This window comes from Synechococcus sp. CS-1328, assembly GCF_025128095.1.
GTDB lineage: Bacteria > Cyanobacteriota > Cyanobacteriia > PCC-6307 > Cyanobiaceae > CBW1002.
Genome location: NZ_JAHLYT010000051.1, coordinates 40,224 through 60,937, shown reverse-complemented (window position 1 = coordinate 60,937; position 20,714 = coordinate 40,224). Strand labels below are relative to the sequence as shown.

The 20,714-nt window shown below is 66.7% G+C and carries 30 protein-coding genes and 1 tRNA gene; 6 read left to right on the top strand and 25 right to left on the bottom strand.

Annotated elements, in window-relative coordinates; translation table 11 throughout:
* Positions 1-112: 112 nt before the first annotated feature.
* The 22 genes from rpsM to rplC all read right to left on the bottom strand — a co-directional run bounded on the left by rpsM (position 113) and on the right by rplC (position 11,620).
* The gene (gene rpsM / locus KQ310_RS09815; RefSeq protein WP_197157063.1) at positions 113-478 is read right to left on the bottom strand and encodes a 30S ribosomal protein S13; all 366 of its coding nucleotides are present in this window, start codon (positions 476-478) and stop codon (positions 113-115) included.
* A 134-nt stretch (positions 479-612) separates the two neighbouring features.
* On the bottom strand, positions 613-726 hold the full coding sequence (gene rpmJ / locus KQ310_RS09810; protein WP_007100636.1) for a 50S ribosomal protein L36: 114 nt from the start codon (positions 724-726) through the stop codon (positions 613-615).
* A 47-nt stretch (positions 727-773) separates the two neighbouring features.
* A complete protein-coding gene (locus KQ310_RS09805; RefSeq protein WP_259721567.1) occupies positions 774-1,322 on the bottom strand; it encodes an adenylate kinase in 549 nt (182 codons plus the stop codon).
* 46 nt (positions 1,323-1,368) lie between these two features.
* On the bottom strand, positions 1,369-2,688 hold the full coding sequence (gene secY, locus KQ310_RS09800; protein ID WP_259721566.1) for a preprotein translocase subunit SecY: 1,320 nt from the start codon (positions 2,686-2,688) through the stop codon (positions 1,369-1,371).
* Positions 2,689-2,825: 137 nt separating this feature from the next.
* The gene (gene rplO / locus KQ310_RS09795; protein WP_259721565.1) at positions 2,826-3,278 is read right to left on the bottom strand and encodes a 50S ribosomal protein L15; all 453 of its coding nucleotides are present in this window, start codon (positions 3,276-3,278) and stop codon (positions 2,826-2,828) included.
* 8 nt (positions 3,279-3,286) lie between these two features.
* The gene (rpsE, locus tag KQ310_RS09790; RefSeq protein ID WP_259721564.1) at positions 3,287-3,952 is read right to left on the bottom strand and encodes a 30S ribosomal protein S5; all 666 of its coding nucleotides are present in this window, start codon (positions 3,950-3,952) and stop codon (positions 3,287-3,289) included.
* Positions 3,953-3,966: 14 nt separating this feature from the next.
* Complete coding sequence (gene rplR / locus KQ310_RS09785) at positions 3,967-4,332, bottom strand: 50S ribosomal protein L18 (protein ID WP_259721563.1); 366 nt, start codon at positions 4,330-4,332, stop codon at positions 3,967-3,969.
* A 32-nt stretch (positions 4,333-4,364) separates the two neighbouring features.
* Entirely contained in the window at positions 4,365-4,904 is a 540-nt protein-coding gene (rplF, locus tag KQ310_RS09780; RefSeq protein ID WP_259721562.1) for a 50S ribosomal protein L6, read from the bottom strand.
* A gap of 16 nt (positions 4,905-4,920) precedes the next feature.
* Positions 4,921-5,322 carry a 30S ribosomal protein S8 gene (gene rpsH, locus KQ310_RS09775; RefSeq protein WP_259721561.1) on the bottom strand — a complete coding sequence of 134 codons (402 nt, stop codon included), beginning with the start codon at positions 5,320-5,322 and terminating at the stop codon, positions 4,921-4,923.
* Between the two features lie 20 nt (positions 5,323-5,342).
* Positions 5,343-5,882 (bottom strand): 50S ribosomal protein L5, encoded by a 540-nt coding sequence (gene rplE, locus KQ310_RS09770; RefSeq protein WP_197158908.1) that lies wholly within the window; start codon positions 5,880-5,882, stop codon positions 5,343-5,345.
* Between the two features lie 132 nt (positions 5,883-6,014).
* The gene (gene rplX / locus KQ310_RS09765; protein ID WP_259721560.1) at positions 6,015-6,371 is read right to left on the bottom strand and encodes a 50S ribosomal protein L24; all 357 of its coding nucleotides are present in this window, start codon (positions 6,369-6,371) and stop codon (positions 6,015-6,017) included.
* Between the two features lies 1 nt (position 6,372).
* Positions 6,373-6,738: a 50S ribosomal protein L14 gene (gene rplN / locus KQ310_RS09760; RefSeq protein WP_006173346.1), complete on the bottom strand. Its 366-nt coding sequence runs from the start codon at positions 6,736-6,738 to the stop codon at positions 6,373-6,375.
* 13 nt (positions 6,739-6,751) lie between these two features.
* On the bottom strand, positions 6,752-7,021 hold the full coding sequence (rpsQ, locus tag KQ310_RS09755; protein WP_259721559.1) for a 30S ribosomal protein S17: 270 nt from the start codon (positions 7,019-7,021) through the stop codon (positions 6,752-6,754).
* Positions 7,022-7,038: 17 nt separating this feature from the next.
* On the bottom strand, positions 7,039-7,248 hold the full coding sequence (gene rpmC / locus KQ310_RS09750; RefSeq protein ID WP_197157045.1) for a 50S ribosomal protein L29: 210 nt from the start codon (positions 7,246-7,248) through the stop codon (positions 7,039-7,041).
* Positions 7,249-7,250: 2 nt separating this feature from the next.
* Positions 7,251-7,712, bottom strand: a complete 462-nt coding sequence (gene rplP, locus KQ310_RS09745; protein WP_259721558.1) for a 50S ribosomal protein L16 — start codon at positions 7,710-7,712, stop codon at positions 7,251-7,253.
* 16 nt (positions 7,713-7,728) lie between these two features.
* Positions 7,729-8,457: a 30S ribosomal protein S3 gene (gene rpsC / locus KQ310_RS09740; protein WP_197157041.1), complete on the bottom strand. Its 729-nt coding sequence runs from the start codon at positions 8,455-8,457 to the stop codon at positions 7,729-7,731.
* Positions 8,458-8,476: 19 nt separating this feature from the next.
* Positions 8,477-8,836 (bottom strand): 50S ribosomal protein L22, encoded by a 360-nt coding sequence (gene rplV, locus KQ310_RS09735; protein ID WP_259721557.1) that lies wholly within the window; start codon positions 8,834-8,836, stop codon positions 8,477-8,479.
* 4 nt (positions 8,837-8,840) lie between these two features.
* Positions 8,841-9,116, bottom strand: coding sequence for a 30S ribosomal protein S19 (gene rpsS / locus KQ310_RS09730; RefSeq protein WP_197157037.1), 276 nt, complete (start codon positions 9,114-9,116; stop codon positions 8,841-8,843).
* 35 nt (positions 9,117-9,151) lie between these two features.
* On the bottom strand, positions 9,152-10,015 hold the full coding sequence (rplB, locus tag KQ310_RS09725) for a 50S ribosomal protein L2 (protein WP_259721556.1): 864 nt from the start codon (positions 10,013-10,015) through the stop codon (positions 9,152-9,154).
* 15 nt (positions 10,016-10,030) lie between these two features.
* Positions 10,031-10,333: a 50S ribosomal protein L23 gene (locus KQ310_RS09720; protein WP_048018109.1), complete on the bottom strand. Its 303-nt coding sequence runs from the start codon at positions 10,331-10,333 to the stop codon at positions 10,031-10,033.
* Complete coding sequence (gene rplD / locus KQ310_RS09715) at positions 10,326-10,961, bottom strand: 50S ribosomal protein L4 (protein ID WP_259721555.1); 636 nt, start codon at positions 10,959-10,961, stop codon at positions 10,326-10,328. The genes KQ310_RS09720 and rplD overlap by 8 nt, the downstream gene beginning before the upstream one ends.
* Before the next feature lie 11 nt (positions 10,962-10,972).
* Positions 10,973-11,620 carry a 50S ribosomal protein L3 gene (gene rplC, locus KQ310_RS09710; RefSeq protein ID WP_259721554.1) on the bottom strand — a complete coding sequence of 216 codons (648 nt, stop codon included), beginning with the start codon at positions 11,618-11,620 and terminating at the stop codon, positions 10,973-10,975.
* A 444-nt stretch (positions 11,621-12,064) separates the two neighbouring features.
* Here rplC and KQ310_RS09705 point away from each other — a divergent pair, with 444 nt between their 5' ends.
* From KQ310_RS09705 to recA, 6 genes are all read left to right on the top strand, one after another.
* The gene (locus KQ310_RS09705) at positions 12,065-12,526 is read left to right on the top strand and encodes an NAD(P)H-quinone oxidoreductase subunit N (protein WP_259721553.1); all 462 of its coding nucleotides are present in this window, start codon (positions 12,065-12,067) and stop codon (positions 12,524-12,526) included.
* Between the two features lie 24 nt (positions 12,527-12,550).
* A complete protein-coding gene (locus KQ310_RS09700) occupies positions 12,551-13,705 on the top strand; it encodes an LdpA C-terminal domain-containing domain (RefSeq protein ID WP_259721552.1) in 1,155 nt (384 codons plus the stop codon).
* Between the two features lie 96 nt (positions 13,706-13,801).
* Positions 13,802-15,547 (top strand): AAA family ATPase, encoded by a 1,746-nt coding sequence (locus tag KQ310_RS09695; RefSeq protein ID WP_259721551.1) that lies wholly within the window; start codon positions 13,802-13,804, stop codon positions 15,545-15,547.
* A 151-nt stretch (positions 15,548-15,698) separates the two neighbouring features.
* Positions 15,699-15,770, top strand: a tRNA-Gln gene (locus tag KQ310_RS09690).
* 81 nt (positions 15,771-15,851) lie between these two features.
* Entirely contained in the window at positions 15,852-16,571 is a 720-nt protein-coding gene (locus KQ310_RS09685) for an HAD family hydrolase (protein ID WP_259721605.1), read from the top strand.
* 475 nt (positions 16,572-17,046) lie between these two features.
* Positions 17,047-18,297 (top strand): recombinase RecA, encoded by a 1,251-nt coding sequence (gene recA, locus KQ310_RS09680; RefSeq protein WP_259721550.1) that lies wholly within the window; start codon positions 17,047-17,049, stop codon positions 18,295-18,297.
* 97 nt (positions 18,298-18,394) lie between these two features.
* On the opposite strand, the gene KQ310_RS09675 is transcribed toward recA, so the two are convergent.
* The 3 genes from KQ310_RS09675 to KQ310_RS09665 all read right to left on the bottom strand — a co-directional run bounded on the left by KQ310_RS09675 (position 18,395) and on the right by KQ310_RS09665 (position 20,687).
* Positions 18,395-18,793 carry a DUF1815 family protein gene (locus tag KQ310_RS09675; RefSeq protein WP_259721549.1) on the bottom strand — a complete coding sequence of 133 codons (399 nt, stop codon included), beginning with the start codon at positions 18,791-18,793 and terminating at the stop codon, positions 18,395-18,397.
* A 146-nt stretch (positions 18,794-18,939) separates the two neighbouring features.
* Complete coding sequence (locus KQ310_RS09670) at positions 18,940-19,185, bottom strand: DUF2839 domain-containing protein (RefSeq protein ID WP_259721548.1); 246 nt, start codon at positions 19,183-19,185, stop codon at positions 18,940-18,942.
* A gap of 29 nt (positions 19,186-19,214) precedes the next feature.
* Entirely contained in the window at positions 19,215-20,687 is a 1,473-nt protein-coding gene (locus tag KQ310_RS09665) for a helicase (RefSeq protein WP_259721547.1), read from the bottom strand.
* Between the last annotated feature and the right edge of the window lie 27 nt (positions 20,688-20,714).

Genomic DNA, 20,714 nt, shown 5'->3' with positions numbered 1-20,714 from the left:
ACCTGGCTGGAGCGATTCGGGTTGCCGTTGCGGCCGAAGCAGCAGCGGCGATGGGCGGCAGGGTGGGGAGATGGAGGAGAAGGGAGCGGAGCCGCAGACGCGGTGTCGCGTCTTACTTCTTCTTGCCGGCCACGGTTTTACGGGCACCGCGGCGGGTGCGGGCGTTGGTGCGGGTGCGCTGGCCGCGCACCGGCAGGCCGGCCCGATGGCGACGACCCCGCAGGCAGCCGATGTCCTGCAGCCGCTTGAGGGCCATGCCCTCCTGGCGGCGCAGGTCACCTTCGAGGGTGTAACCCTCGGCGGCGCCCCGCAGCTTCTGAACATCGGCGTCGCTGAGGTCCTTGACACGGGTGTCAGGGTCAACGCCGGTCTTGGCCAGGATCTGCTGGGCCCGCGTCAGCCCGACCCCATAGACGTAGGTGAGAGCAATCTCGACCCTCTTGTCGCGAGGGATATCGACACCGGCAATCCGAGCCACAGATGAAACGTTCGAATGGGCAAAGGACCCGATGGGGTGCAGTGAGCACGGCCACGGTCGGGTCGGGGAGGAAAGGATGGATCAGCGCAGGGGCGGATCCGCAGAGCTTGTGGATGAGGGAGGAGCCGGATGGCTCAACCCTGGCGCTGCTTGTGCTTGGGATTGGTGCAGATCACCATCACCCGGCCGTGGCGGCGGATCACCCGGCACTTCTCGCACATTTTCTTGACTGAGGCACGCACCTTCATGGGCGGTGGGCTCTCCGATTTTGCAAACGAGCACCCTATCACAAGGGTCAACCCACCAGGGCTTCGATCCGCTCAGCGATCTGCTCCACCGTTCCCGAGGCCTCCACGGACTCCAGCAGCCCCAGGTTGCGGTAATGGGCGATCAGCGGGGCTGTCTGGGCTTGATACACCTCGAGTCGATGGCGGATCACCGTCTCGTTGTCGTCGGTGCGGCCACGGGAGAGCAGCCGCTGCAGCAGCAGGTCGTCATCGAGCTCCATCAGCACCACCAGTTCAATCTGCTGCTGCAGTTCCTCGAGCAGCTCACCGAGCGCCGCTGCCTGCGCCGTGTTGCGGGGGAAGCCATCCAGCAGCCAGCCGGCCGCGTGGTTCTCCAGACGGTTGCGCACGATGGCCAGCACCAGGGCATCGCTGACCAGCTCGCCCCGGGCCATCACCGCTTCCGCCTCCCGGCCCAGATCACTGCCCGCCGCCACTTCGCTGCGCAGCAGGTCGCCGGTGGAGAGATGCAGCAGCTTGCGGCGCGCTGCCAGTTGCTGCGCCTGGGTGCCTTTGCCGACACCGGGAGGACCGAGGAAGAGGAGACGTTGCTTCATGGCGGAACGGAACACACAAGGGAGAGGCCAGGTCGGCCGGACGCAGCTACTGCCGCACCAGACCTTCGTAGCGCTGGGAGATCACGTAGGTCTGCACCTGTTTGGCTGTGTCGATCGCCACGCCCACCAGGATCAGCAGCGAGGTGGCACCAAGCCCCTGGAAGGTCCGCACCTGGGTGGCACCTTCCACGGCCGAGGGAATGATTGCCACGGCGCCAAGGAAGAGGCCGCCCAACAGGGTGAGTCGATTCTGAACACCACTGAGATACAGGGCCGTGGCTGAGCCGGGGCGCACGCCGGGAATCGCCACGCCGCTGCGCTTGAGGTTGCTGGCGATGTCGATCGGATTGACCGTGAGCGAGGCGTAGAAGAAGGAAAAGCCGCAGATCAGGGCGAAAAACAGCAGGGCATACAGCCAGGGGGTGCTGCTGTTGGGGTTGAGATAGCCGGCGATGCGGATCAGCCAGGCATTGCGGGTCACGTTGGCGATCGTCAGCGGCAGAAAGACCACGGCAGAGGCGAAGATGATCGGCATCACGCCACCGGCATTGAGCTTGAGCGGCAGATAGCTCTGGCGGGCGGCCAGCAGATTCGCTCCGCCGACCTGGCGTTTGGCGCTCACGATCGGGATGCGACGGCTTCCTTCCTGCACGAAGATGATGCCCACGATCGTGACCAGAAACACCAGCACCAGCACGACGATGCCGCCCACGGTGGAGCGGTCGCCGCTCTGAGCCAGTTCGATCGTTGATCCGAGCGCCCGCGGCAGGGTGGCGACGATGTTCACGAAGATCACCAGCGAGGCCCCCTGGCCGATGCCACGCTCGGTGATCACCTCGCTGATCCACATCACCACCATCGAGCCCGTCACCAGCGCCAGGGAGGTCTGGATCACGAACACCGGTTCGCTGATCCCGGGCAGGGCGTATTGCCGCAGGATCAGGGCAAAGACCGTGCTCTGGAGAATGCCCCAGCCCAGCGCCACGTAACGGGTGATCTGGGCGATCTTGCGGCGCCCGGCCTCACCTTCGTTCTTCTGGAGATCCTCCAGCTGCGGCAGGGCTGCGGTCAGCAACTGCAGGATGATCGAAGCGTTGATGAAGGGGAGGATCCCGAGGGCGAAAACCCCCAGGGTGGAGAGACCGCCGCCGGTGAAGATGTCCAGAAAGCCGATCAGCTGTCCGCCCCGCTGCAGGAACTCCTGGAAGGCGACCCGGTCGATGCCCGGTACGGGGATGTAGATCCCGAGACGCACGAGCAACAGCAGGCCCAGGGTGATCAGCACCCGGTCCCGCAGACCTTTGGCCTGCACCAACTGGCTGAGGATTTCTCCGGCACTGGGGTTGCGGCCCCGGCTGACGAGCATGGCGAGGAAGGGGAAAGGGGGTGAAGGACCAGGGCGTGAGGGAAACCCTGGCGTTGGCCGGACAAAACAAAAGCCGTCTGTCGGGCCGTAAGGCACTGACAGACGGCTCTGACCCTAAAGGTTGCGGATGCGGCTGGTCAGTCGACCAGCTCGCAACTGCCGCCGGCGGCCTCGATCTTCTGGCGGGCACTGGCGGTGAAGCCGGCGGCGTGGACGGTGAGCTGCACGGAGAGCTCGCCGTTGCCCAGGATCTTGAGGGGATGTTTGGGGCTGGTCACAATGCCCGCCTCCTCAAGGGAGTCGAGCGTCACGACGCTGCCGGCCGCGAGATCAGCGAGGCGGGACACATTCACCACGGTGAAGAACTTGGGGTTCACCAGCGGGAAGTGCTTCAGCTTCGGCACCCTGCGGTACAGGGGCATCTGACCGCCCTCGAAGCCGGGGCGGGTCGGACGACCCGAGCGCGACTTCTGACCACGCATGCCGAAGCCGCAGCTGGCGCCCTGGCCAGCGGCGATACCGCGGCCCTTGCGGAGCTTGCGACGGCGGGAGCCGGCCTGGGGCTTGAGAGACTGGAGATTGAGCGACATGGGTGGCCTCAGGAGTAGATCTGCTCGAGGGAGATGCCCCGCTCCTTGGCGGTCTCCTTGTGGGTGCGCAGCGCTTGCAGGGCCACCATGGCGGCACGGGCGTTGTTGAGCGGCGTCTTGGAGCCCAGGCGCTTGGCCAGCACATTCTTGATGCCGGCGAGCTCCAGCACCGTGCGGATCGAGCCGCCCGCGATCACCCCGGTACCGGGAGCGGCGGGGCGGATCAGCACGCTGGCGGCGCCATCGCGGCCGTTGCTGAGGGTGGGAATTGAATTGTGGCGGGTGAGAGGCACCTTGACCAGGTGCTTCTTGCCATCGGCAACGCCCTTGCGCACGGCACCGATCACGTCGCCGGCCTTGCCGACACCCACGCCCACCTGGCCGCGCTCGTTGCCGACCACGACGATGGCCCGGAAGCTCATCTTCTTGCCGCCCTTGACGGTCTTGGAGACCCGGCGGATCTGAACGACGCGCTCCTGCCATTCGGAGTCACGCTCCTGGCCACGACGGTTGTCGCGACCCCGGCCGCCCTTGCGGTCGCCCCGGTTGTCACTGCGGCCGCCGCCGCCGCCGCCGCCGCGGCGCTGTTCCTGCTGCTGGCCTTCGGCCGCGGCGGGAACATCAGCAGCGCCCGGGATGGCGTTGGATTGAACTTGATCGTTGGTTTCGGTCATGGTGAGAGCAGGGATCAGAACTGAAGGCCCGCTTCCCGGGCGGCGTCAGCCAGGGCCTTGACCCGGCCGTGGTACAGGTTGCCGCCGCGATCGAAGACCACCTGCTGGATGCCCTGGGCGAGGGCACGCTTGGCGACCAGCTGACCGACGACGACGGAAGCCTCGCAGGTGCCGGCGGCCGTGATGCTGGTTCGCAGGTCTTTATCGAGGGTCGAAGCCGCACAGAGGGTGTTCTGGGCGGAGTCGTCGATGACCTGGGCGTAGATGTGATTGTTGGAGCGGAACACGGCCAGGCGCGGACGCTCGGCGGTGCCAGTGAGATTGCGACGCAGACGGCGATGGCGCTTCTGGGTCTGCTGTTTGCGGGAGACGGTGGACATGGAAGTACGGGGTAACGACGCTCAGGCAGACCTCATTTCTTGCCGGTCTTACCGGCTTTGCGCAGGATGCGCTCGCCCTCATACTTGATGCCTTTGCCCTTGTAGGGCTCCGGCGGACGAATGGCGCGCACCTTGGCGGCTTCGTTGCCCACCACTTCCTTGTCAGCACCGGAGACCAGCACCGTGGTGTTGTTCTCCACGGTGAAGCTGATGCCGTCGGGGGGCACCATCTCCACTTGGTGGCTGTAGCCGGCGCTCACCACCAGCTTCTTGCCCTGGAGGGCGGCGCGGTAGCCGACGCCGATGATCTCGAGCTTGCGGGTGAAGCCCTGGCTGACCCCTTCCACCATGTTGGCGACAAGGGTGCGGCTGAGGCCATGGCGCTCGCGGGAGCGGCGGCTCTCGCTGACGGGGCTCACCACAAGGGTGTTGCCGTCCTGGGCGATGGTGACGCCATCCGGCAGGGTGCGGCTCAGTTCTCCCTTGGGACCCTTCACGGTCACGGTGAGCCCCTGAAGGCTCACGGAGACTTTGTCGGGAACGGAGATGGGCGCTTTACCAATACGTGACATGAATCGAACTCCCGGGTCAGTAGACGTAGCAGAGCACTTCGCCGCCGACGCCCTGCTTGCGGGCGTCACGGTCGCTCATCACACCCTTGGAGGTGGAGATGATCGCCACACCCAGGCCGCCCAGCACCTTGGGAAGCTGGCGGGTGTTCTTGTAGATGCGCAGGCCGGGCTTGCTCACCCGCTGCACGGAGCGGATCGTGGGCTGGCGGTGCTTACCGCTGTACTTGAGTTCGAGCACGAGATGGTTCTCAACGCCTTCACCGGCTTCGGAGATCTCGGCGATGAAACCCTCCTGCTGCAGCACCTTGGCGATGCTGCGGGCCATGCGGGAGGCGGGAATCTTGGTGCTTTGGTGACGCTTCTCACTCGCATTGCGGATGCGGGTGAGCATGTCGGAAATCGGGTCGTGATTGGCCATGGTCGTGTCCGGAAGAGGGCTCAGTTGCTACGGAACGGCATCCCCATCTCGCGGAGGAGGGCCCGGCCCTCTTCGTCGTTACGGGCGGTAGTCACGATCGTGACGTCCATGCCCCGGATGGCGTCGATCTTGTCGTAGGAAATTTCGGGGAAGATGATCTGTTCCCGGATCCCCAGGGTGTAATTCCCCCGGCCGTCGAAACTCTTGGGGCTGACGCCGCGGAAGTCGCGAATCCGGGGAAGGGCCAGGTTCAACAGGCGCTCCAGGAAGGCATACATGCGCTCACCCCGAAGGGTGACGGCCACGCCGATCGGCATGCCCTGACGGATCTTGAAGCCGGCGATGGCTTTCTTGGCGCGGGTCACCACCACCTTCTGACCGGTGATCGTGGCCAGCTCGGCGATCGAGGCCTCCAGGGCCTTGGCGTTCTGGGCGGCTTCACCGAGGCCCCGGTTGACGGTGACTTTCACCACCTTGGGGACTTCGTGAATGTTGGACAGGTTCAGATCCTTGAGCAGCTTGGGCTGGATCGTCTCCCGGTAGCGCTGTTTGAGTGACATGACGGGGGGAGGGGAATGCACTTCTGGTCGGGGTCAGAAGGCGGAAGGGATCGGGGAGATGGAGTGGAGTGTGGAGCGTTGGCTGTAAAGGCTCTCAGCCAGGGGTGAGGCCGTGGCTGCAGGCGGCGCGGTTCAGTCGAGAACTTCGCCGGTCTTCTTAAGGCGGCGCTGTTTGGTGCCGTCGGGCTGCACCACGATCTCGATGCGGCTCGCCACCTTCTTGTCGGTGGAATAGACCATCACGTTGGAGGCATGCAGCGAGGCTTCCTCCGTGACGATGCGGCCGGTCTCGCCCTCCTGGGTGGGCTTGACGTGGCGGGTGCGGAGGTTGATGCCCTGCACGATGACGCGGTTTTCGATCGGCAGGGTGCGCAGCACCTCGCCGGTCTTGCCCTTGTCCTTGCCGGAGATCACCTGCACGGTGTCGCCCTTCTTGATGCGCATCTTGATGCGCGTCTGGGGCTTGACTTTGGGGGTGGCAGTGGCCATCTCAGATCACCTCCGGAGCGAGGGACACGATCTTGGTGAAGTTCCGCTCCCGCAGTTCGCGGGCCACGGGACCAAACACGCGGGTTCCCTTGGGATTGTTGTCAGTCCCCAGGATCACGGCGGCATTGTCGTCGAAGCGAATGGCGTTGCCGGTGTCGCGGCGCAGGGTGGCGCGGGTGCGAACCACCACCGCCTTGACCACATCCGACTTCTTGACGCCCATGTTGGGCATGGCGTCCTTGACGGCGGCCACGATCACATCGCCCACGTGGGCGTAGCGACGGTTGGTGCCCAGCACACGGATGCACTGGATGCGCTTGGCGCCGCTGTTGTCAGCGACGTTGAGGAAAGTTTCCTGTTGAATCATTGGGGTGTCCTGCTCAGTTGCTGCCGGAGGCCGGGGCGGCACCGGTGTTGGACAGGACCTCGGCCACCATCCAGCGCTTGGTGCGGCTGAGAGGGCGGGTTTCGGTGATGCGGACCCGATCGCCGACGCGGCAGGCGTTGCCTTCGTCGTGAGCTTTGTAGCGGGTGGTGCGGCTGACCGTCTTTTGATAGATGGGATGGGGGAAGCGGTTTTCCACCGCGACCACCACCGTTTTGTCCATCTTGTCGCTGACGACGGTGCCGACCCGTTCCTTGAGTGCCATGGGAATGGGGGAGGAAATCAGGAGGCGCTGGAGCGTTGACGCTCGCTCTGCACCGTGAGCAGGTGGGCCAGCTTGATGCGGGCTTCCTTGAAGCGGTGCGGATGTTCCAGGCGGCGGGTGGCCTGCTGGAAACGCAGATCAAACAGGGAACGCCGGGTGGCGTCGATCTGTTCGGTGATCTCGCCCTCGGTGAGCTTGCGCACCTCGGCGATGTCGGGAAGGGCCATGGTCAGGACTCCACTGCGATGGCGGCCTGGTCTTGGTCTGCGGATTCCTGATCGGCCAGGCTCAGGAACTTGGTTTTGACGGGCAGTTTGTACTGCGCCAGACGCATTGCCTCACGGGCAATGGCTTCGGTGATCTCGGGGCCACCCATCTCAAAGAGAATGCGGCCGGGTTTGATCACCGCCACCCAGAATTCCGGGTTGCCTTTACCGGAACCCATCCGGGTTTCAGCGGGGCGCATGGTGACCGGTTTGTCAGGGAAGATCCGGATCCAGATCTTGCCGCCCCGCTTGACATAGCGGGTCATCGCTCGGCGGCTGGCCTCGATCTGGCGGGAGGTGATCCAGCCACATTCCTGGGCCTGCAGGGCGAATTGCCCGAAAGCGATGGTGTTGCCGCGGGTGGCAGTGCCGCGCATGCGGCCCCGCTGCTGTTTGCGGAATTTGACGCGTCGTGGACTCAGCATGGTTCAGGCCTCCTGATCACTCTTGGTTCGAACGGTCTTCGAACTGTTGGGGCCGACGGCTGGCCCGGCGCTTCGGGGCTGCCCCCACGGGGAGCTTCTCTTGCTGGCCCGGAAGCACTTCACCCTTGAACACCCACACCTTGATGCCAAGTACGCCGTAGGTGGTGGTGGCCACCTTGGTGGCGTAGTCGATGTCGGCGCGGAGGGTGTGCAGGGGTACACGACCTTCACGGGTCCATTCCGTCCGGGCGATCTCGGCGCCGTTGAGGCGTCCGCTCACCTGGATCTTCAGGCCCAGAACGCCGGCGCGCTGGGCGCGCTGGACGGCCATGCGCATCACACGGCGGAACGCGACACGCTTCTCCAGCTGCTGGGCGATGTATTCCGCCAGCAGAAAGGCGTCGGCATCGACCCGCTCGACTTCGACCACGTTGATACGGACCTGACGGCTCGTATCTCCGAGGGTTTTCTGGATGCCGCTGCGCAGATCCTCGATACCGCTTCCCTGGCGGCCAACCAGCACACCGGGGCGTGCGGTCTTGAGTTCCACTTCGAGTTGGTCGGCCTTGCGCGAGATCAGCACGTCGCTGATGCCGGCAGAGCCGTATTTCTTGTGGATGAACTTGCGAATGCGGTCGTCCTCCTGCAGGAGGGTGGGATAGGTACGACTGGGGGCGTACCAGCGGGACCGGTGCTCCTGGGTGATCCCCAGGCGCAGTCCGGTTGGATGGATCTTGTGTCCCATCGTTCGGTGTCCTCGGGGGTCAGGTGGTGGGAGCAGCCACAGCAATGCTGATGTGGCAGGTCTGTTTCTTGATCGCGTAGGCGCGACCCTGGGCGCGGGGCCGGAAGCGCTTCATGGAGGGACCCATGTCGGCGCTGGCCTGGCAGACCACCAGGGTGGCTGGATCGAGACCGAGATTGTGCTCGGCATTCGCCACCGCTGAACGCAGCACCTTGGTGATCGGGCCGGTGGAGCGGTAAGGCATGAACTCGAGCATGATCAGCGCCTCGCGATAGGTGCGGCCGCGGATCTGATCGAGCACCCGGCGGACCTTGGAGACGGAACCGCGGATGTAGCGGCCGTGCGCCAGGGCTGGGCTGTTGGGGTTGATGTTGGCCATGGCGTCAGCGACCTCCTTTCTTGTCCTTGATATGGCCCCGGAAGGTGCGGGTGGGGGCGAATTCCCCCAGCTTGTGACCAACCATCTGCTCGGTCACGTAGACCGGCACATGGCTCTTGCCGTTGTGCACGGCAATGGTGTGGCCGATCATCATCGGCAGGATGGTGGAAGCCCGTGACCAGGTCTTGATCACGGACTTGTCGTCGGCGGCGTTCTGCTTTTCGACCTTCCGCAGAAGGCTGTCGGCAATGAACGGACCTTTCTTGAGTGAACGTCCCATAGCGGTTTAAGCGGAGAGCAAAGCGGTGGGTTACATCAGGAATCGCGTCCGCCACGGCTCCGCTTGGAGGTGCGGCGACGTTTCCGGAGCACAAACCGATTGCTGGGTTTGTTCCGCTTACGGGTTTTGAGGCCCAGGGCCGGTTTGCCCCAGGGGGTGACAGGGCCGGAGCGGCCGATCGGGGCACGGCCCTCACCACCACCGTGGGGGTGGTCGCAGGGGTTCATGACCGAGCCACGCACCTCAGGACGACGACCGAGCCAGCGCTTGCGGCCGGCCTTGCCGAGGCTGGTGTTGCGCATCTCGGAGTTGCCGACCTCGCCGAGGGTGGCGTAGCACTCACGCCGCACCAGACGCACTTCGGTGGACGGCAGCTTCAGGGCGACATAGTCGCCTTCCTTGGCCACCACCTGGGCGCTGGCACCGGCGGTGCGCACCATCTGGCCGCCACGACCGGCGTACAACTCGACGTTGTGGACGTTCGAGCCGAGCGGGATGGACGACAGGGGCAGGGCGTTGCCGGTCTCGATCGGAGACTCGGGTCCGGAGACCACATGCTGACCGATCTGGATGCCGGCCGGCGCCAGGATGTAGCGCTTCTCACCATCGGTGTAGAAGAGCAGCGCCAGACGGGCGTTGCGGTGGGGGTCGTAGTGGATCGCCGCCACCTTTGCCACCACGCCGTACTTGTTGCGGCGGAAGTCGACGAGGCGATAGAGGCGCTTGTGGCCACCACCACGGTGGCGGCAGGTGATCACACCGCGGTTGTTGCGGCCCTTGCGGCGGTGCTTGGCCACCACCAGGCCCCGCTCACGGCCGCGACCGGTGACTTCAGCGAAGTCGGTCGCGACACGGGTGCGGGTGCCGGGGGAGGTGGGACGGTAATTACGGATTGCCATGGTGTTTCAGACCCCTCAAGACTCAGGGAACAGCTGGATGGCATTGCCTTCGGCCAGGCGCACCACCGCTTTCTTCACCTGGGCGCGCTTGCCGGCGAATCGGCCCACCCGCCGGGTGCGGCGTGGGGGATTCATCGTGCTCACACCCACCACCTTGACGTCGAACAGGGATTCGACCGCCGCCTTGATGTCGGGCTTGGCGGCGCGGTGATCCACCTCAAAGGTGTACTGGTTCAGCTCGAGGGCCCGGGTGGCCTTTTCGGTGATCAGCGGCCGGCGGATCACATCCGCGAGCCGGCCTGCAAATCGTTCAGCCATCGCCGTAGACCTCCTGAATCTTCTCGAGTGCTTCCTCACCCACCACCAATTTCTTGGCATTGAGCAGATCGAACACGTTGAGCTGATCAGCGGCGATCAGCTTCACTTTTTCGAGGTTGCGCACCGACAGGCGCACCGCCTCGTTGGCTCCGTCCAGCACCAGCAGCACCTTCTGGCCGGCCTCGATGCCGAGACGGCTCAGGGCGGCGGTGACCTCACGGGTCTTGGGGGCCTCAAGCTCGGCGCCGAAGCCCTTCACCACGATGAGGTCATCGAGACGGCTCATCAGCGCGGTGCGCAGGGCGAGGCGACGTTCCTTGCGGTTCATCGCCAGGTTGTAGCTGCGCGGCTTGGGGCCGAACACCACACCACCGCCGGGGCGGAGGGGCGTACGGATCGAACCCTGACGGGCGCGGCCGGTGCCCTTCTGCTTGTAGGGCTTGCGGCCACCACCGGCCACTTCGGCCCGGGTCAGGGTGCTGGCCGTGCCCTGACGGGCATGGGCCAGTTGCCGCACGACGGCGCGATGCACCAGGTCGGCGGCGGACGTTTCCTTGGCGACTTTGAGCTCAAGTGAAGCCTTGCCGGCTTCCTTGCCCTGCCAATCGCGAACAACACATTCAGCCATGGTTCTCCTCCTCAGGTCGCGGCCTTGGCGCCCACCCGTTTGGCCGGGCGGATGTTGAGCAGGGCGCCGGGCTTGCCGGGCACCGAACCCTTGACCACCAGCAGGTTGCGCTCGGCATCCACCTTGAGGATGGTGAGGCCACGTGTGGTGATCTGTTTGCCGCCGTAGCGGCCTGCCATGCGCTTGCCGGGGTAGACACGGCCCGGCGTGGTGCCGGCACCGGTGGAGCCGGGTTCGCGGTGGTTCTTGGAACCGTGGCTCATGGGGCCGCGGCTGAAGCCGTGGCGCTTCTGATAGCCGGAGAAGCCGCGACCCATGGTGTCGCCACTCACATCGACCTTCTGGCCCGCCTCGAAATCGGAGACGGTGATGGGGTTGCCCAACTCAAGACCGTCGAGGTTGTCGACGCGGTATTCGCGCAGGTGGCGAACGGGTTGGTCACCGGATTTGATCTGGTGGCCCTTGGCGGGCTTGTTGACGAGCTTCTCGCGAATCTCGCCGAAACCGACCTGCACGGCGGTGTAACCGTCGGTGCCGTCGCTTTTGAGTTGGGTGATACGGCAGGGACCAGCCTCGATCACGGTGACCGGAATGGATCTGCCCTCTTCGTCGAAGAACTGGGACATGCCCAGTTTCTTCCCAAGAATGCCGATGGACATAGGGAGGGGAACGACGCCAGCGGAACCACAGCAGCCCCCGTGCCGCAAGGCACCGGCGAAGCGGTGAAGCTGAATTCGGGATGTCGCAGAAACGGCCGGAGGCCGGGGCTAGCGAAACGAATCAGCGGGCTGGGACTTGCGGCGGGAGTGGTCCGGCTCCGAAGAGAGCCGCTCCTGTCAGCAGTTTCCCGGCGGATCGCACAGCGAGGATCGCTGCTTGAGCCGCACTGGCCGGGAAGCCCACCTCCACGGGTGAGCTTTGTGCGGAGCTCTGGAGGCCCGGCTAGCGGACGGGCACAGATCTGCAGCACAAGAAATCAATGTAGCATTGAGGTGGTTTGGCCCATGCTGAGATCTGCGCGGATCTGGCGCAGCCTTCCGGGTCTGCTGTCGGTTGTCTCCAGGGCTGTCAGACTGGTACCTGCCACCGTTCTTCCCGCTCCGATGCCCCTGCTGCTCACCGGCCGCGGTTTCCGACAGGACCTGGAGAAGGCCGGCGCCCTGGCCTTGTTCGTGCCCCTGGAAGGTGGCTCCGAGACCCGCTTGCTGCGGCGTCTGCGGGCCGCCGGCTACCGGGCTCAGCTCACCACGGCCCGTGGTCTCGGGGATCCGGAGGCTTACCTCTTCCAGCTGCATGGCGTGCGCCCGCCCCATCTCGGTCACCAGTGCGTTGGCCGCGGCGCGGCGGTTGGCGAGGTGCAGCGGGTGATGCCCCAGCTGGGAAGCCTGCTGGAAGGCGAGGCGCCCATCCTGCTCTGGTTGCTGGAGGGGGCGGTGCTCTCCAAGGCCGAACTGGCCTCCCTGGTGGCGCTCAGCCGGCGCGAGCCGCGTTTCAAGGTCGTGGTCGAGATGGGCGGTTCCAGATCGTTGCGCTGGCAACCCCTGGCCGAGCTGGCGGATGGCTGAGCCTCGTCCGTCTTCCCTGCGGGGATGAGGGTGCGGCTGGCTCCGGTGTGGGAGAGGTCTGCGTTGCCCTCGCAGCACCACTTCAGAGGGCTGGATCCCCTGGCGCATCCTGATCGCGCCCTGGCCGGTGGGTACTGGGTCAAGTGGATCGGCGGTGCCAGCAACCAGGATCTCGGCGCCCTTGAGGATCTGGCCGGCATCTACACCCTCGCCGGTGTGCATTGCCTGGATCTGGCGGCGGATGCCGCCGTGGTGTCGGCCGCACGGCGCGGCATCGCCTGGGCCCGCGAGCGCGGTGCCGCGCAGCCCTGGCTGATGGTGAGCCTCAGTGATGGGGACGATCCCCATTTCCGCAAGGCCTGGTTCGATCCCGCTCGCTGTCCTGCGGACTGCCCGCGGCCCTGCGAACGCGTCTGTCCCGCCCTCGCCATCGGCTCCTCCGGCGGCGTCATCGCCAGCCGCTGTTATGGCTGCGGTCGCTGCCTGCCGGCCTGTCCCCTGGATCGGATCGAGGAGAGGGCTCAAATAGTGGAGGGTGCCTTGGTGCCCGCTTTGCTCGCCCAGCTGCAGCCCGATGCCGTGGAGATTCACACCCAGGCCGGCCGCGGCGAGGCGTTTCGGAAGCGTCTCGCCGAAGTGCACCGCAGCGGTGTGCCCTTGCGGCGCCTGGCGGTGAGCTGTGGCCTGGAGCGGGGCGCAGGCGTGTTCAGCGGGACAGGGGGAGCGGGGGAGTCACCACCTCCTGTGCCGCTTGGGCCCGAGCCATTGGCGGCTGAACTCTGGCAGCGCCATGCGGCGCTGCGGGCCTGCGGTTTTCGGCCGCTCTGGCAGCTGGATGGCCGACCGATGAGCGGGGATGTGGGCGATGGCACCGCCCATGCCGCCGTGCGCCTGCTCGAAGACCTGACCCCCCTGGCTCCTCCCGGGCCGTTGCAGCTGGCCGGCGGCACGAATGGCAGCACCCTGCCGCGGCTGGAAGCCCTGGGCCGGCGTCTGGGTCGCCGCCGGGCTGGGGCCGCCGGTGTGGCCTTCGGCAGTGTGGCTCGCCGTCTGCTGCAACCCCTGCTGCTGGAGGCGGCGAGCCGGCAGCGGCCGCTGCTGGGGGAGGGTGATCTCTGGCCACAGGCCCTGACGCTTGCCGACGCGCTGGTGCGTCCCTGGTTGCCCCCAGCCCCTTGATCCTCAGCTCCGCCGGCGGGCGTCGGGCCGGAACCGCTGGCTAGAACGGGCATCGAGGTCTGCCGTCCGTCCCTACCAGCCGGCCTTCTTGCCCCTGTGGCCGATCCGACCCTGTTCCGGCGCACCACCGACGATCTCGACCGGTTGCTGGAGGTGCTGCCGCCGGTGGTCCAGGAATCCCTGCTGGCGATCGATGGCCATGAGCAGCTCCTGGAAGTGGTGCTCGATCTGGGTCGGGTGCCGGAGGCCCGCTATCCCGGCCGGGCGATCGACCTGGGCAGTCGAGCGATCAGCCGCGGCGATCTGGCGGCCGTGCTGGACCAGCTCGGCCCCTTCGGTGGCGACAACCGGGCCGGCATCGAGCGCACCCTGCACCGCATCAGCGCCATCCGCAACCGCAGTGGCGATGTGGTGGGGCTCACCTGCCGGGTGGGCCGCGCCGTGTTCGGCACAGTGGCGATGGTGCGGGATCTGCTCGATTCCGGAGAGTCGTTGTTGTTGATGGGCCGGCCCGGCGTGGGCAAGACCACTGCCCTGCGGGAGATTGCCCGGGTGCTGGCCGATGAGCTGGCCAAGCGGGTGGTGGTGATCGACACCAGCAACGAGATCGCCGGTGACGGCGACATCCCTCATCCCGCCATTGGTCGGGCGCGGCGCATGCAGGTGACCCGGCCGGAACTGCAGCACCAGGTGATGATCGAGGCGGTGGAAAATCACATGCCGGAGGTCATCGTGATCGATGAGATCGGCACCGAACTCGAGGCCCAGGCCGCCCGCACGATCGCTGAACGGGGCGTGATGCTCGTGGCCACGGCCCACGGCAACGCGCTGGCCAACCTGATCAAGAATCCCACCCTCTCCGATCTGGTCGGGGGAATCCAGTCGGTGACACTCGGCGATGAGGAGGCCCGCCGCCGCCGTAGCCAGAAGACGGTGCTGGAGCGGGCGGCTGAACCCACCTTCCCCCTGGCGGTGGAGATGCACAGCCGCAACCGCTGGCTGATCCACCGGGATGTGGCCGGCACGGTGGATCTGATGCTGCGGGGCCAGAGCGCCCGCCCCCAGATTCGTGAGCTGGGCAGTGATGGTCAGGTGCACTGGCAGGAGTCAGCCCCCTCGCCAGCCCGGGGAGCAGCGGCGCCCCATCGTCCCAAGGCTGCGGCCCTGGCCCCGGTTCCGCTTCCCGACCCCCACCAACCGGTTTTTCATCGCCGCTCTGCGGCCGTCTCGCCGAACCACGCCGAATTGGCTGACCCGGACTCGGAATTGGAGCTGGACCCGGAGCTGGACCCGCAGTCGGTGGCACAGGTGCAGGACCCGTTGCGGCTGCTGCCGATTGGCATCAGCCGCCACCTGCTGGAGCAATTGCAGCGCAGCCGCCGCTGGACGCTGCAGCTGGTGGATGGTCCCGAGCAGGCCGATGTGGTGCTGAGCGTGCGTCAGCAGCTCGGCCGCGATCCGGAGGGTCGCCGTGAGGCCCAGCGGCTGGGGCTGCCGATCCTGGTGATCAAGTCCGACACGCTCGCCCAGGTGCAGCGTGGTGTCGAGCGCCTGCTCGAGCGCCACCGGCGCGGCCCGGTTCACGCGTCCGTCGGAGAGGTGGAGGGCCCACGATCGAGGCTGGGGTACGGCAGTGCCGCTCACGACGATGCCCTGGCGGCCCTGGAGGAATGCCGCCTGGCGGTGGAGCAGGTGGTGCTTCCCCATGGCCGCCCCGTGGAGCTGTTGCCCCGCAGCGAGACGGTGCGGCAGATGCAGGCCGAGCTGGTGGGTCGCTATCGCCTGCGCAGTGCTGTGTTCGGCCGCGGCCTGGAGCAGCGGTTGCGGGTGTTCCCGGCCTGATCGGAGTGCGGCCTGGCCCGGTGCTGCTGCCGGGAGATTGACGAAGGACCGGGCGCTGTGGGTAACTATCTGAGCACCGGCTCAAGGCCGGAGCCGACCGACGATCGCCGCTTCGGAGCCCCTGCTCCCGAACTGCCTCGCTCGAGCGCTTTGGGCCGTCGCCAAGTGGTAAGGCAGCGGGTTTTGGTCCCGCCATTCCTAGGTTCGAATCCTAGCGGCCCAGTTTTTTCAGTCTGTTGTGGCGATTTCGCCTTCCCCGACCCCGTTACTCGTCTTCGATTTCGACGGCGTGCTCGTGGATGGCATGGCCGAGTATTGGTGGTCATCCCGCCGGGCCGCCCTGCGGCTGGATCCTTCTCTCTGTCTTCCTGAGCAGGCCCCTGCCGGCTTTCTGCAGCTGCGGCCCCTGATCCACAAGGGCTGGGAGATGGTGCTGATGGCCGCCGAGCTCGGCCGTCCGAACCTGGATCTGGCAGCTTTGCTGCTGGACTATGCCGCGTCTCTGGCGCCGACCCTTGAGCGGCGAGGCTGGAGGGCGCCGCAACTGCAGCAGGCGCTCGAACAGGTCCGCAGCGAGGCGATTGCCAACGATCGGCAGGCCTGGCTGGCTCTGCACCGTTTCTACCCCGGGGTGCCGGAGCGGTTGCGCCGGCTGGCGTTGGAGGGGGCTGACTGGGCCGTGCTCACCACCAAGGGCGGGGCGTTTGCCGCCGAGCTGCTGGCCGCCGCCGCTCTCGAGCCCCGCGCCGTCTACGGCCATGAACAGGGCAGCAAGCCGGATGTGCTGCTGCGGCTGAGGGCTGAGGCGGCCTCGATCGGATTCCTGGAGGATCGGCGTCCAACCCTGGAACAGGTGCGAGCCACGCCCGGTCTTGAGGCGGTGGTCTGCCTGTTGGTGAGCTGGGGCTATCTCGGCCCCGCAGACGCCTGCGCACTGCCTGAGGGCATCGACCTGCTGACCCCGGAGTCCTTCGCCGCACCGCTGGCACGCTGGCCCGGATTCGCTACAGTACGCCCGTACTAAGTTGGAGGCTCGGGTTGGGCGTGCTGGCGCAGTGGTGCAAACGGCGCAATGGCGCGGTGGTGCAAACGGCGCAATGGCGCGGTGGTGCAAGCGTCGCGGTGGCGCCTTGGCGCCAGTGGTCGGCGTTGCGTAGTGGGTGCAGCGCTCCCGGTCTTGCTGACGCATCGGCCGTGATACGTCGGCCGTTTCAGGTGGCACTGATGTTGTGGCACCGGCTCTGCCGTCCTGGCTCTGCCCCGGCCCCTGGCTCTGCCACTGGCGTTGCTTCTGTCACGGCCGCAGCGTCTGCCGCTGTCATCGTCTCTGTCTGCGTCACTGTCTACCTGCGTCACTGTTCTGTGTCCGCCACGCTCTCTGATGGTCACCTTGCCCCGGCGCTGACCCTGCTCCTGGCGTTGCCGCCCTCTCTGTCGCACGCTGTGCGGCGCCCCCTTCTCCGTTCCGATCGCACCGGCCCGTTCTCGCCGCTTCTTCCATGACCCCTGACTCCAAGGCCGTGTCCGCCACCTCCCGCAGCCTCGAGGCCCGCTCCCCCAGCGATCGTGACAAGGCGCTGGGACTCGTGCTGAACCAGATCGAGCGCAACTTCGGCAAGGGCTCGATCATGCGACTGGGCGACGCCTCCCGCATGCGGGTGGAAACCGTCTCCACCGGCGCCCTGACCCTGGATCTGGCTCTGGGGGGCGGCTATCCCAAGGGCCGGGTGGTGGAGGTCTATGGCCCTGAAAGTTCCGGCAAGACCACCCTCACGCTCCATGCGATCGCCGAGGTGCAACGCCGCGGTGGCGTCGCGGCCTTCGTTGATGCCGAGCATGCGCTCGACCCTGTCTACGCCGCGGCCCTCGGAGTGGATATCGAGAACCTGCTGGTCTCCCAGCCGGATACCGGTGAGATGGCCCTGGAGATCGTCGACCAGCTGGTTCGCTCCGCCGCCGTCGACATCGTCGTGATCGATTCGGTGGCGGCGTTGACGCCCCGGGCCGAGATTGAGGGAGAGATGGGTGATCTGGCAGTGGGCAGCCAGGCCCGCCTGATGAGCCAGGCGATGCGCAAGATCACCGGCAACATCGGCAAGTCGGGCTGCACGGTGATCTTCCTCAACCAGCTGCGGCAAAAGATCGGCGTCACCTACGGCAATCCCGAAACCACCACCGGTGGGAATGCGCTGAAGTTCTACGCCTCGGTGCGGCTTGACATCCGCCGGATCCAGACGCTCAAGCGCGGCACGGAGGAATACGGCATTCGCGCCAAGGTGAAGGTGGCCAAGAACAAGGTGGCTCCACCCTTCCGCATCGCTGAGTTCGACATCCTGTTCGGCCGGGGCATCAGCACCCTCGGTTGCCTGCTGGATCTGGCCGAGGAAATCGGGGTCGTGACCCGCAAGGGTTCCTGGTACAGCTACGAAGGCGACAACATCGGCCAGGGCCGTGATAACACCATCATCTGGCTGGAGCAGAACCCCGAGCAGAAGGAGCGGATCGAGGCGATTACCCGCCAGAAGCTCACGGAAGGATCGGAGGTGACCGCCAACTCGCTGCGGCCCCTGGCGGCGGCAGCCAAGCTGGGCGCTGACCTGTCCGATGATCCGGCCCGCGCCCTGGTCGAGGATCTTGGCGCTGCACCGCTTGAGCTGAACGCTCCTTCAGCGGCAGCGTCTCCTGCGAGTGCCACTGCTGGAGCCCGATCCTCCTCGCGCAGCACCGCCGCTGCTGCCACCGGCGGCTGACGCGCCGGTGCTCTCGGGTCATCTGGCCAGCCTTGCCTTGGGAAAGGCTTGAGAGCAAGGCTGGCGACGGCTGTTCGATTCAGACAGCCGTTGCGATTCAGACAGCCGTTTCGATCGGCTCGCTGGTCGCCAGCGAGCCGCGATGGCGAGGACCGCTGGGCTTCAGAACGGAGTGAATCGGAGCGGGCTCAGGCTTCTGGAGGATCTGGGTGACCCGCTGCAGCTCCTGGATGGCTTCGGCACCTTCCAGCTTCACCAGTTCGTGCCCGTCGCGGGATTCGACCCAGGTGATGCCGAAATCAGACACGAGAAATCGCACCGTGTGGTTGTCGCCCAGGTCGGCCACGAAGGAAGCTCCATGATTATCCCGGCCATCACCGCACACGTAGCAGGTGGCTACACAGCCTTGCTGCTGGAGGCTGCGGGCAAGAGCCTGAAGGCTCATCACCAGGTCGTGGACGAGGGTTCGGTATTGCTCAGCCAGACGCGGGAACATGACGGGCCAGCGGGGTCGGTGGCGCAATCCTAATGTTTTCTTCAGTTTTTCGCGGGCGCCATCGGTTTTGATCAGCGTCTGCTGGCAATTGCACCTGCTGGCCGGATTGGGCCTGCCTGCTGGGCGCTGCTCCGGCCGCGCAGGATTCAGCCGTCCGACAGGGTCCACCAGCCGGCGGCGGGGCCGATGAAGCGCACCGTGACCCAGAGCAGCGCCAGCGCGCCGATGCCGTACCAGGCCCCACGGGTGGTGATCGCCACGAACCGGTTGGCCTGATCCTTGCTCAAAGGCAGCCACGGCGCGACACGCTCCGGGCTCGTGCCGCTGCCTGCGGCTGGCTTGGGACCCCGCGGTGGCAGCCCCTGGGTGGAACGACGCTTGGCTTCCCCCATCCGCGCAGCAGTGGCAACTGCTGGCAACGCTAGTTGGGCAGCAGACGGCTCAGGCTCACCCAGGGTTCCAGGGCCCGCAGCACCGTGGCGCCCCAGCTGCGGCTGCGCAACCGTCCGTCCAGCACAGCCAGGCGCCCGCCGCCGCGGCGCAGGCCTGCCACGGACCGTTGCAGCCGGTTCACGGCCTCGGGCAGCAGCAGCTCCCGGAACCAGTCGAGCCCCTGCTGACGCAGGGCGGTGACCCGGGCGGCGGTGAGGGGATCCTCCAGGCTGGCGATCGGCAAGGTGGCCGCCAGGATCTGACCCGGCAGCGGCAGCCGCTCCTGCTGCTCCAGCCACCAGCTCCAGCGGGCGCAGAGAACCCCATTCGCATCGGGAGTGGTGGATTCGTGTTCCACCCGGCGGCCGAACTCCGCCGCCATCGCACTGGCCAGGCCGAGCCGCAGGCCGTCGTCGTCGCAGAGGATCACACTCAGCCGCCCTTGCCCCAGCACCAGGCGGCGGCTCTGCTCCAGCAGATGCTGAGGGAAGACGGGGCTATTGGGCAGCGGTTGGCGCAGGGGGGCGAACAGGGGCAGCGGATCGGCCAGGGGAGGATCCCCCAGATCGACCACCACCTGGGGCGTGAGGCCGAGGGCGGACCCGGGGGCTGCGGCGTTCGCCTGACTGCTCCGGCCGGCCGGAACAGAACCGGCCAACTGACCCAGCAGTACCGCCCCCCGGCCCCTGAGCAGGCCACCCAGGGCGTGGAGGGGCTGCAGGGGCTGGCGGTGCAGGGTCCACTGCAACAGCCGCATGTCCACCTCAGCCCAGCTGCTCCAGCCATCACCCCCCTGCTCCAGCCACTGGTCCCAGGGGGGCGGCAGGGGGCCGAGCAGGGCGAGCAGCTGGCGCAGCGGCGCCTCCTCCTCCGCGGCGATGGCCACCAGGCCGCTGGGCCGGCGCGGCGGTTCCAGAACCCGCCGGCTCAAGCGGTCGTGCAGGGCCATCAGGCTGGTTTCGGCCGCAGGCTGGCTGCGCAGCAACCGGTTCCAGCCGTCGGCCGTGATCCGCACCGCCAGGGAACGGCGCAGCTGCGGCTCCAGGGTTTCGGCCTCCGGGATCACCAGCTGGCGCTGCTCCAGCTGGCCGTTCCGCCAGGCCTCCATCAGCTCGCCGTGGTCCAGCAGCCAGATCCGATGGGGCGGGCAGGGGCCAGATCCTTCCCAGAGGGGGAGGGCGAGATTCACGGCCCGCAGCCGCGGCCATTCCACCTGCAGCAGGCGCTGGCGTAAGTCCTGGCTCAGCACCAGAGCCAGGGGGGCGTCGCTGAGGGCCAGCGGCACCAGCAGGCTGATCCACCAGTCGGGGCCGGTGCCGGGGGTGAGCCGGATCAGGGTGTGGTCGCTTCGCCGCAGGCTGCGGGCCACGAGCCGGCTGAGGCTGAGGTGATGCGGCCACTCGGCTGCTCCCTCCTGGCGCAGCAGGGCTTTCAGCTGTTGATGGGCCAGGGCTTCCAGCATGGGCGAATCGTAGGAAGCTGGTCCGAC

Bases quoted from the DNA above. Each gene is read 5' to 3' on its own strand.
- rpmJ (WP_007100636.1), bottom strand. From the start codon at position 726: ATGAAGGTGCGTGCCTCAGTCAAGAAAATGTGCGAGAAGTGCCGGGTG.
- KQ310_RS09805 (WP_259721567.1), bottom strand. From the start codon at position 1,322: ATGAAGCAACGTCTCCTCTTCCTCGGTCCTCCCGGTGTCGGCAAAGGC.
- secY (WP_259721566.1), bottom strand. From the start codon at position 2,688: ATGCTCGTCAGCCGGGGCCGCAACCCCAGTGCCGGAGAAATCCTCAGC.
- rplO (WP_259721565.1), bottom strand. From the start codon at position 3,278: ATGTCGCTCAATCTCCAGTCTCTCAAGCCCCAGGCCGGCTCCCGCCGT.
- rpsE (WP_259721564.1), bottom strand. From the start codon at position 3,952: ATGACCGAAACCAACGATCAAGTTCAATCCAACGCCATCCCGGGCGCT.
- rplR (WP_259721563.1), bottom strand. From the start codon at position 4,332: ATGTCCACCGTCTCCCGCAAACAGCAGACCCAGAAGCGCCATCGCCGT.
- rplF (WP_259721562.1), bottom strand. From the start codon at position 4,904: ATGTCACGTATTGGTAAAGCGCCCATCTCCGTTCCCGACAAAGTCTCC.
- rpsH (WP_259721561.1), bottom strand. From the start codon at position 5,322: ATGGCCAATCACGACCCGATTTCCGACATGCTCACCCGCATCCGCAAT.
- rplE (WP_197158908.1), bottom strand. From the start codon at position 5,882: ATGTCACTCAAACAGCGCTACCGGGAGACGATCCAGCCCAAGCTGCTC.
- rplX (WP_259721560.1), bottom strand. From the start codon at position 6,371: ATGGCCACTGCCACCCCCAAAGTCAAGCCCCAGACGCGCATCAAGATG.
- rplN (WP_006173346.1), bottom strand. From the start codon at position 6,738: ATGATTCAACAGGAAACTTTCCTCAACGTCGCTGACAACAGCGGCGCC.
- rpsQ (WP_259721559.1), bottom strand. From the start codon at position 7,021: ATGGCACTCAAGGAACGGGTCGGCACCGTCGTCAGCGACAAGATGGAC.
- rpmC (WP_197157045.1), bottom strand. From the start codon at position 7,248: ATGGCCCTTCCCGACATCGCCGAGGTGCGCAAGCTCACCGAGGGCGAG.
- rplP (WP_259721558.1), bottom strand. From the start codon at position 7,712: ATGCTGAGTCCACGACGCGTCAAATTCCGCAAACAGCAGCGGGGCCGC.
- rpsC (WP_197157041.1), bottom strand. From the start codon at position 8,457: ATGGGACACAAGATCCATCCAACCGGACTGCGCCTGGGGATCACCCAG.
- rplV (WP_259721557.1), bottom strand. From the start codon at position 8,836: ATGGCCAACATCAACCCCAACAGCCCAGCCCTGGCGCACGGCCGCTAC.
- rpsS (WP_197157037.1), bottom strand. From the start codon at position 9,116: ATGGGACGTTCACTCAAGAAAGGTCCGTTCATTGCCGACAGCCTTCTG.
- rplB (WP_259721556.1), bottom strand. From the start codon at position 10,015: ATGGCAATCCGTAATTACCGTCCCACCTCCCCCGGCACCCGCACCCGT.
- KQ310_RS09720 (WP_048018109.1), bottom strand. From the start codon at position 10,333: ATGGCTGAACGATTTGCAGGCCGGCTCGCGGATGTGATCCGCCGGCCG.
- rplD (WP_259721555.1), bottom strand. From the start codon at position 10,961: ATGGCTGAATGTGTTGTTCGCGATTGGCAGGGCAAGGAAGCCGGCAAG.
- rplC (WP_259721554.1), bottom strand. From the start codon at position 11,620: ATGTCCATCGGCATTCTTGGGAAGAAACTGGGCATGTCCCAGTTCTTC.
- KQ310_RS09705 (WP_259721553.1), top strand. From the start codon at position 12,065: ATGCCCCTGCTGCTCACCGGCCGCGGTTTCCGACAGGACCTGGAGAAG.
- KQ310_RS09700 (WP_259721552.1), top strand. From the start codon at position 12,551: ATGAGGGTGCGGCTGGCTCCGGTGTGGGAGAGGTCTGCGTTGCCCTCG.
- KQ310_RS09685 (WP_259721605.1), top strand. From the start codon at position 15,852: ATGGCCGAGTATTGGTGGTCATCCCGCCGGGCCGCCCTGCGGCTGGAT.
- recA (WP_259721550.1), top strand. From the start codon at position 17,047: ATGACCCCTGACTCCAAGGCCGTGTCCGCCACCTCCCGCAGCCTCGAG.
- KQ310_RS09675 (WP_259721549.1), bottom strand. From the start codon at position 18,793: ATGTTCCCGCGTCTGGCTGAGCAATACCGAACCCTCGTCCACGACCTG.
- KQ310_RS09670 (WP_259721548.1), bottom strand. From the start codon at position 19,185: ATGGGGGAAGCCAAGCGTCGTTCCACCCAGGGGCTGCCACCGCGGGGT.
- KQ310_RS09665 (WP_259721547.1), bottom strand. From the start codon at position 20,687: ATGCTGGAAGCCCTGGCCCATCAACAGCTGAAAGCCCTGCTGCGCCAG.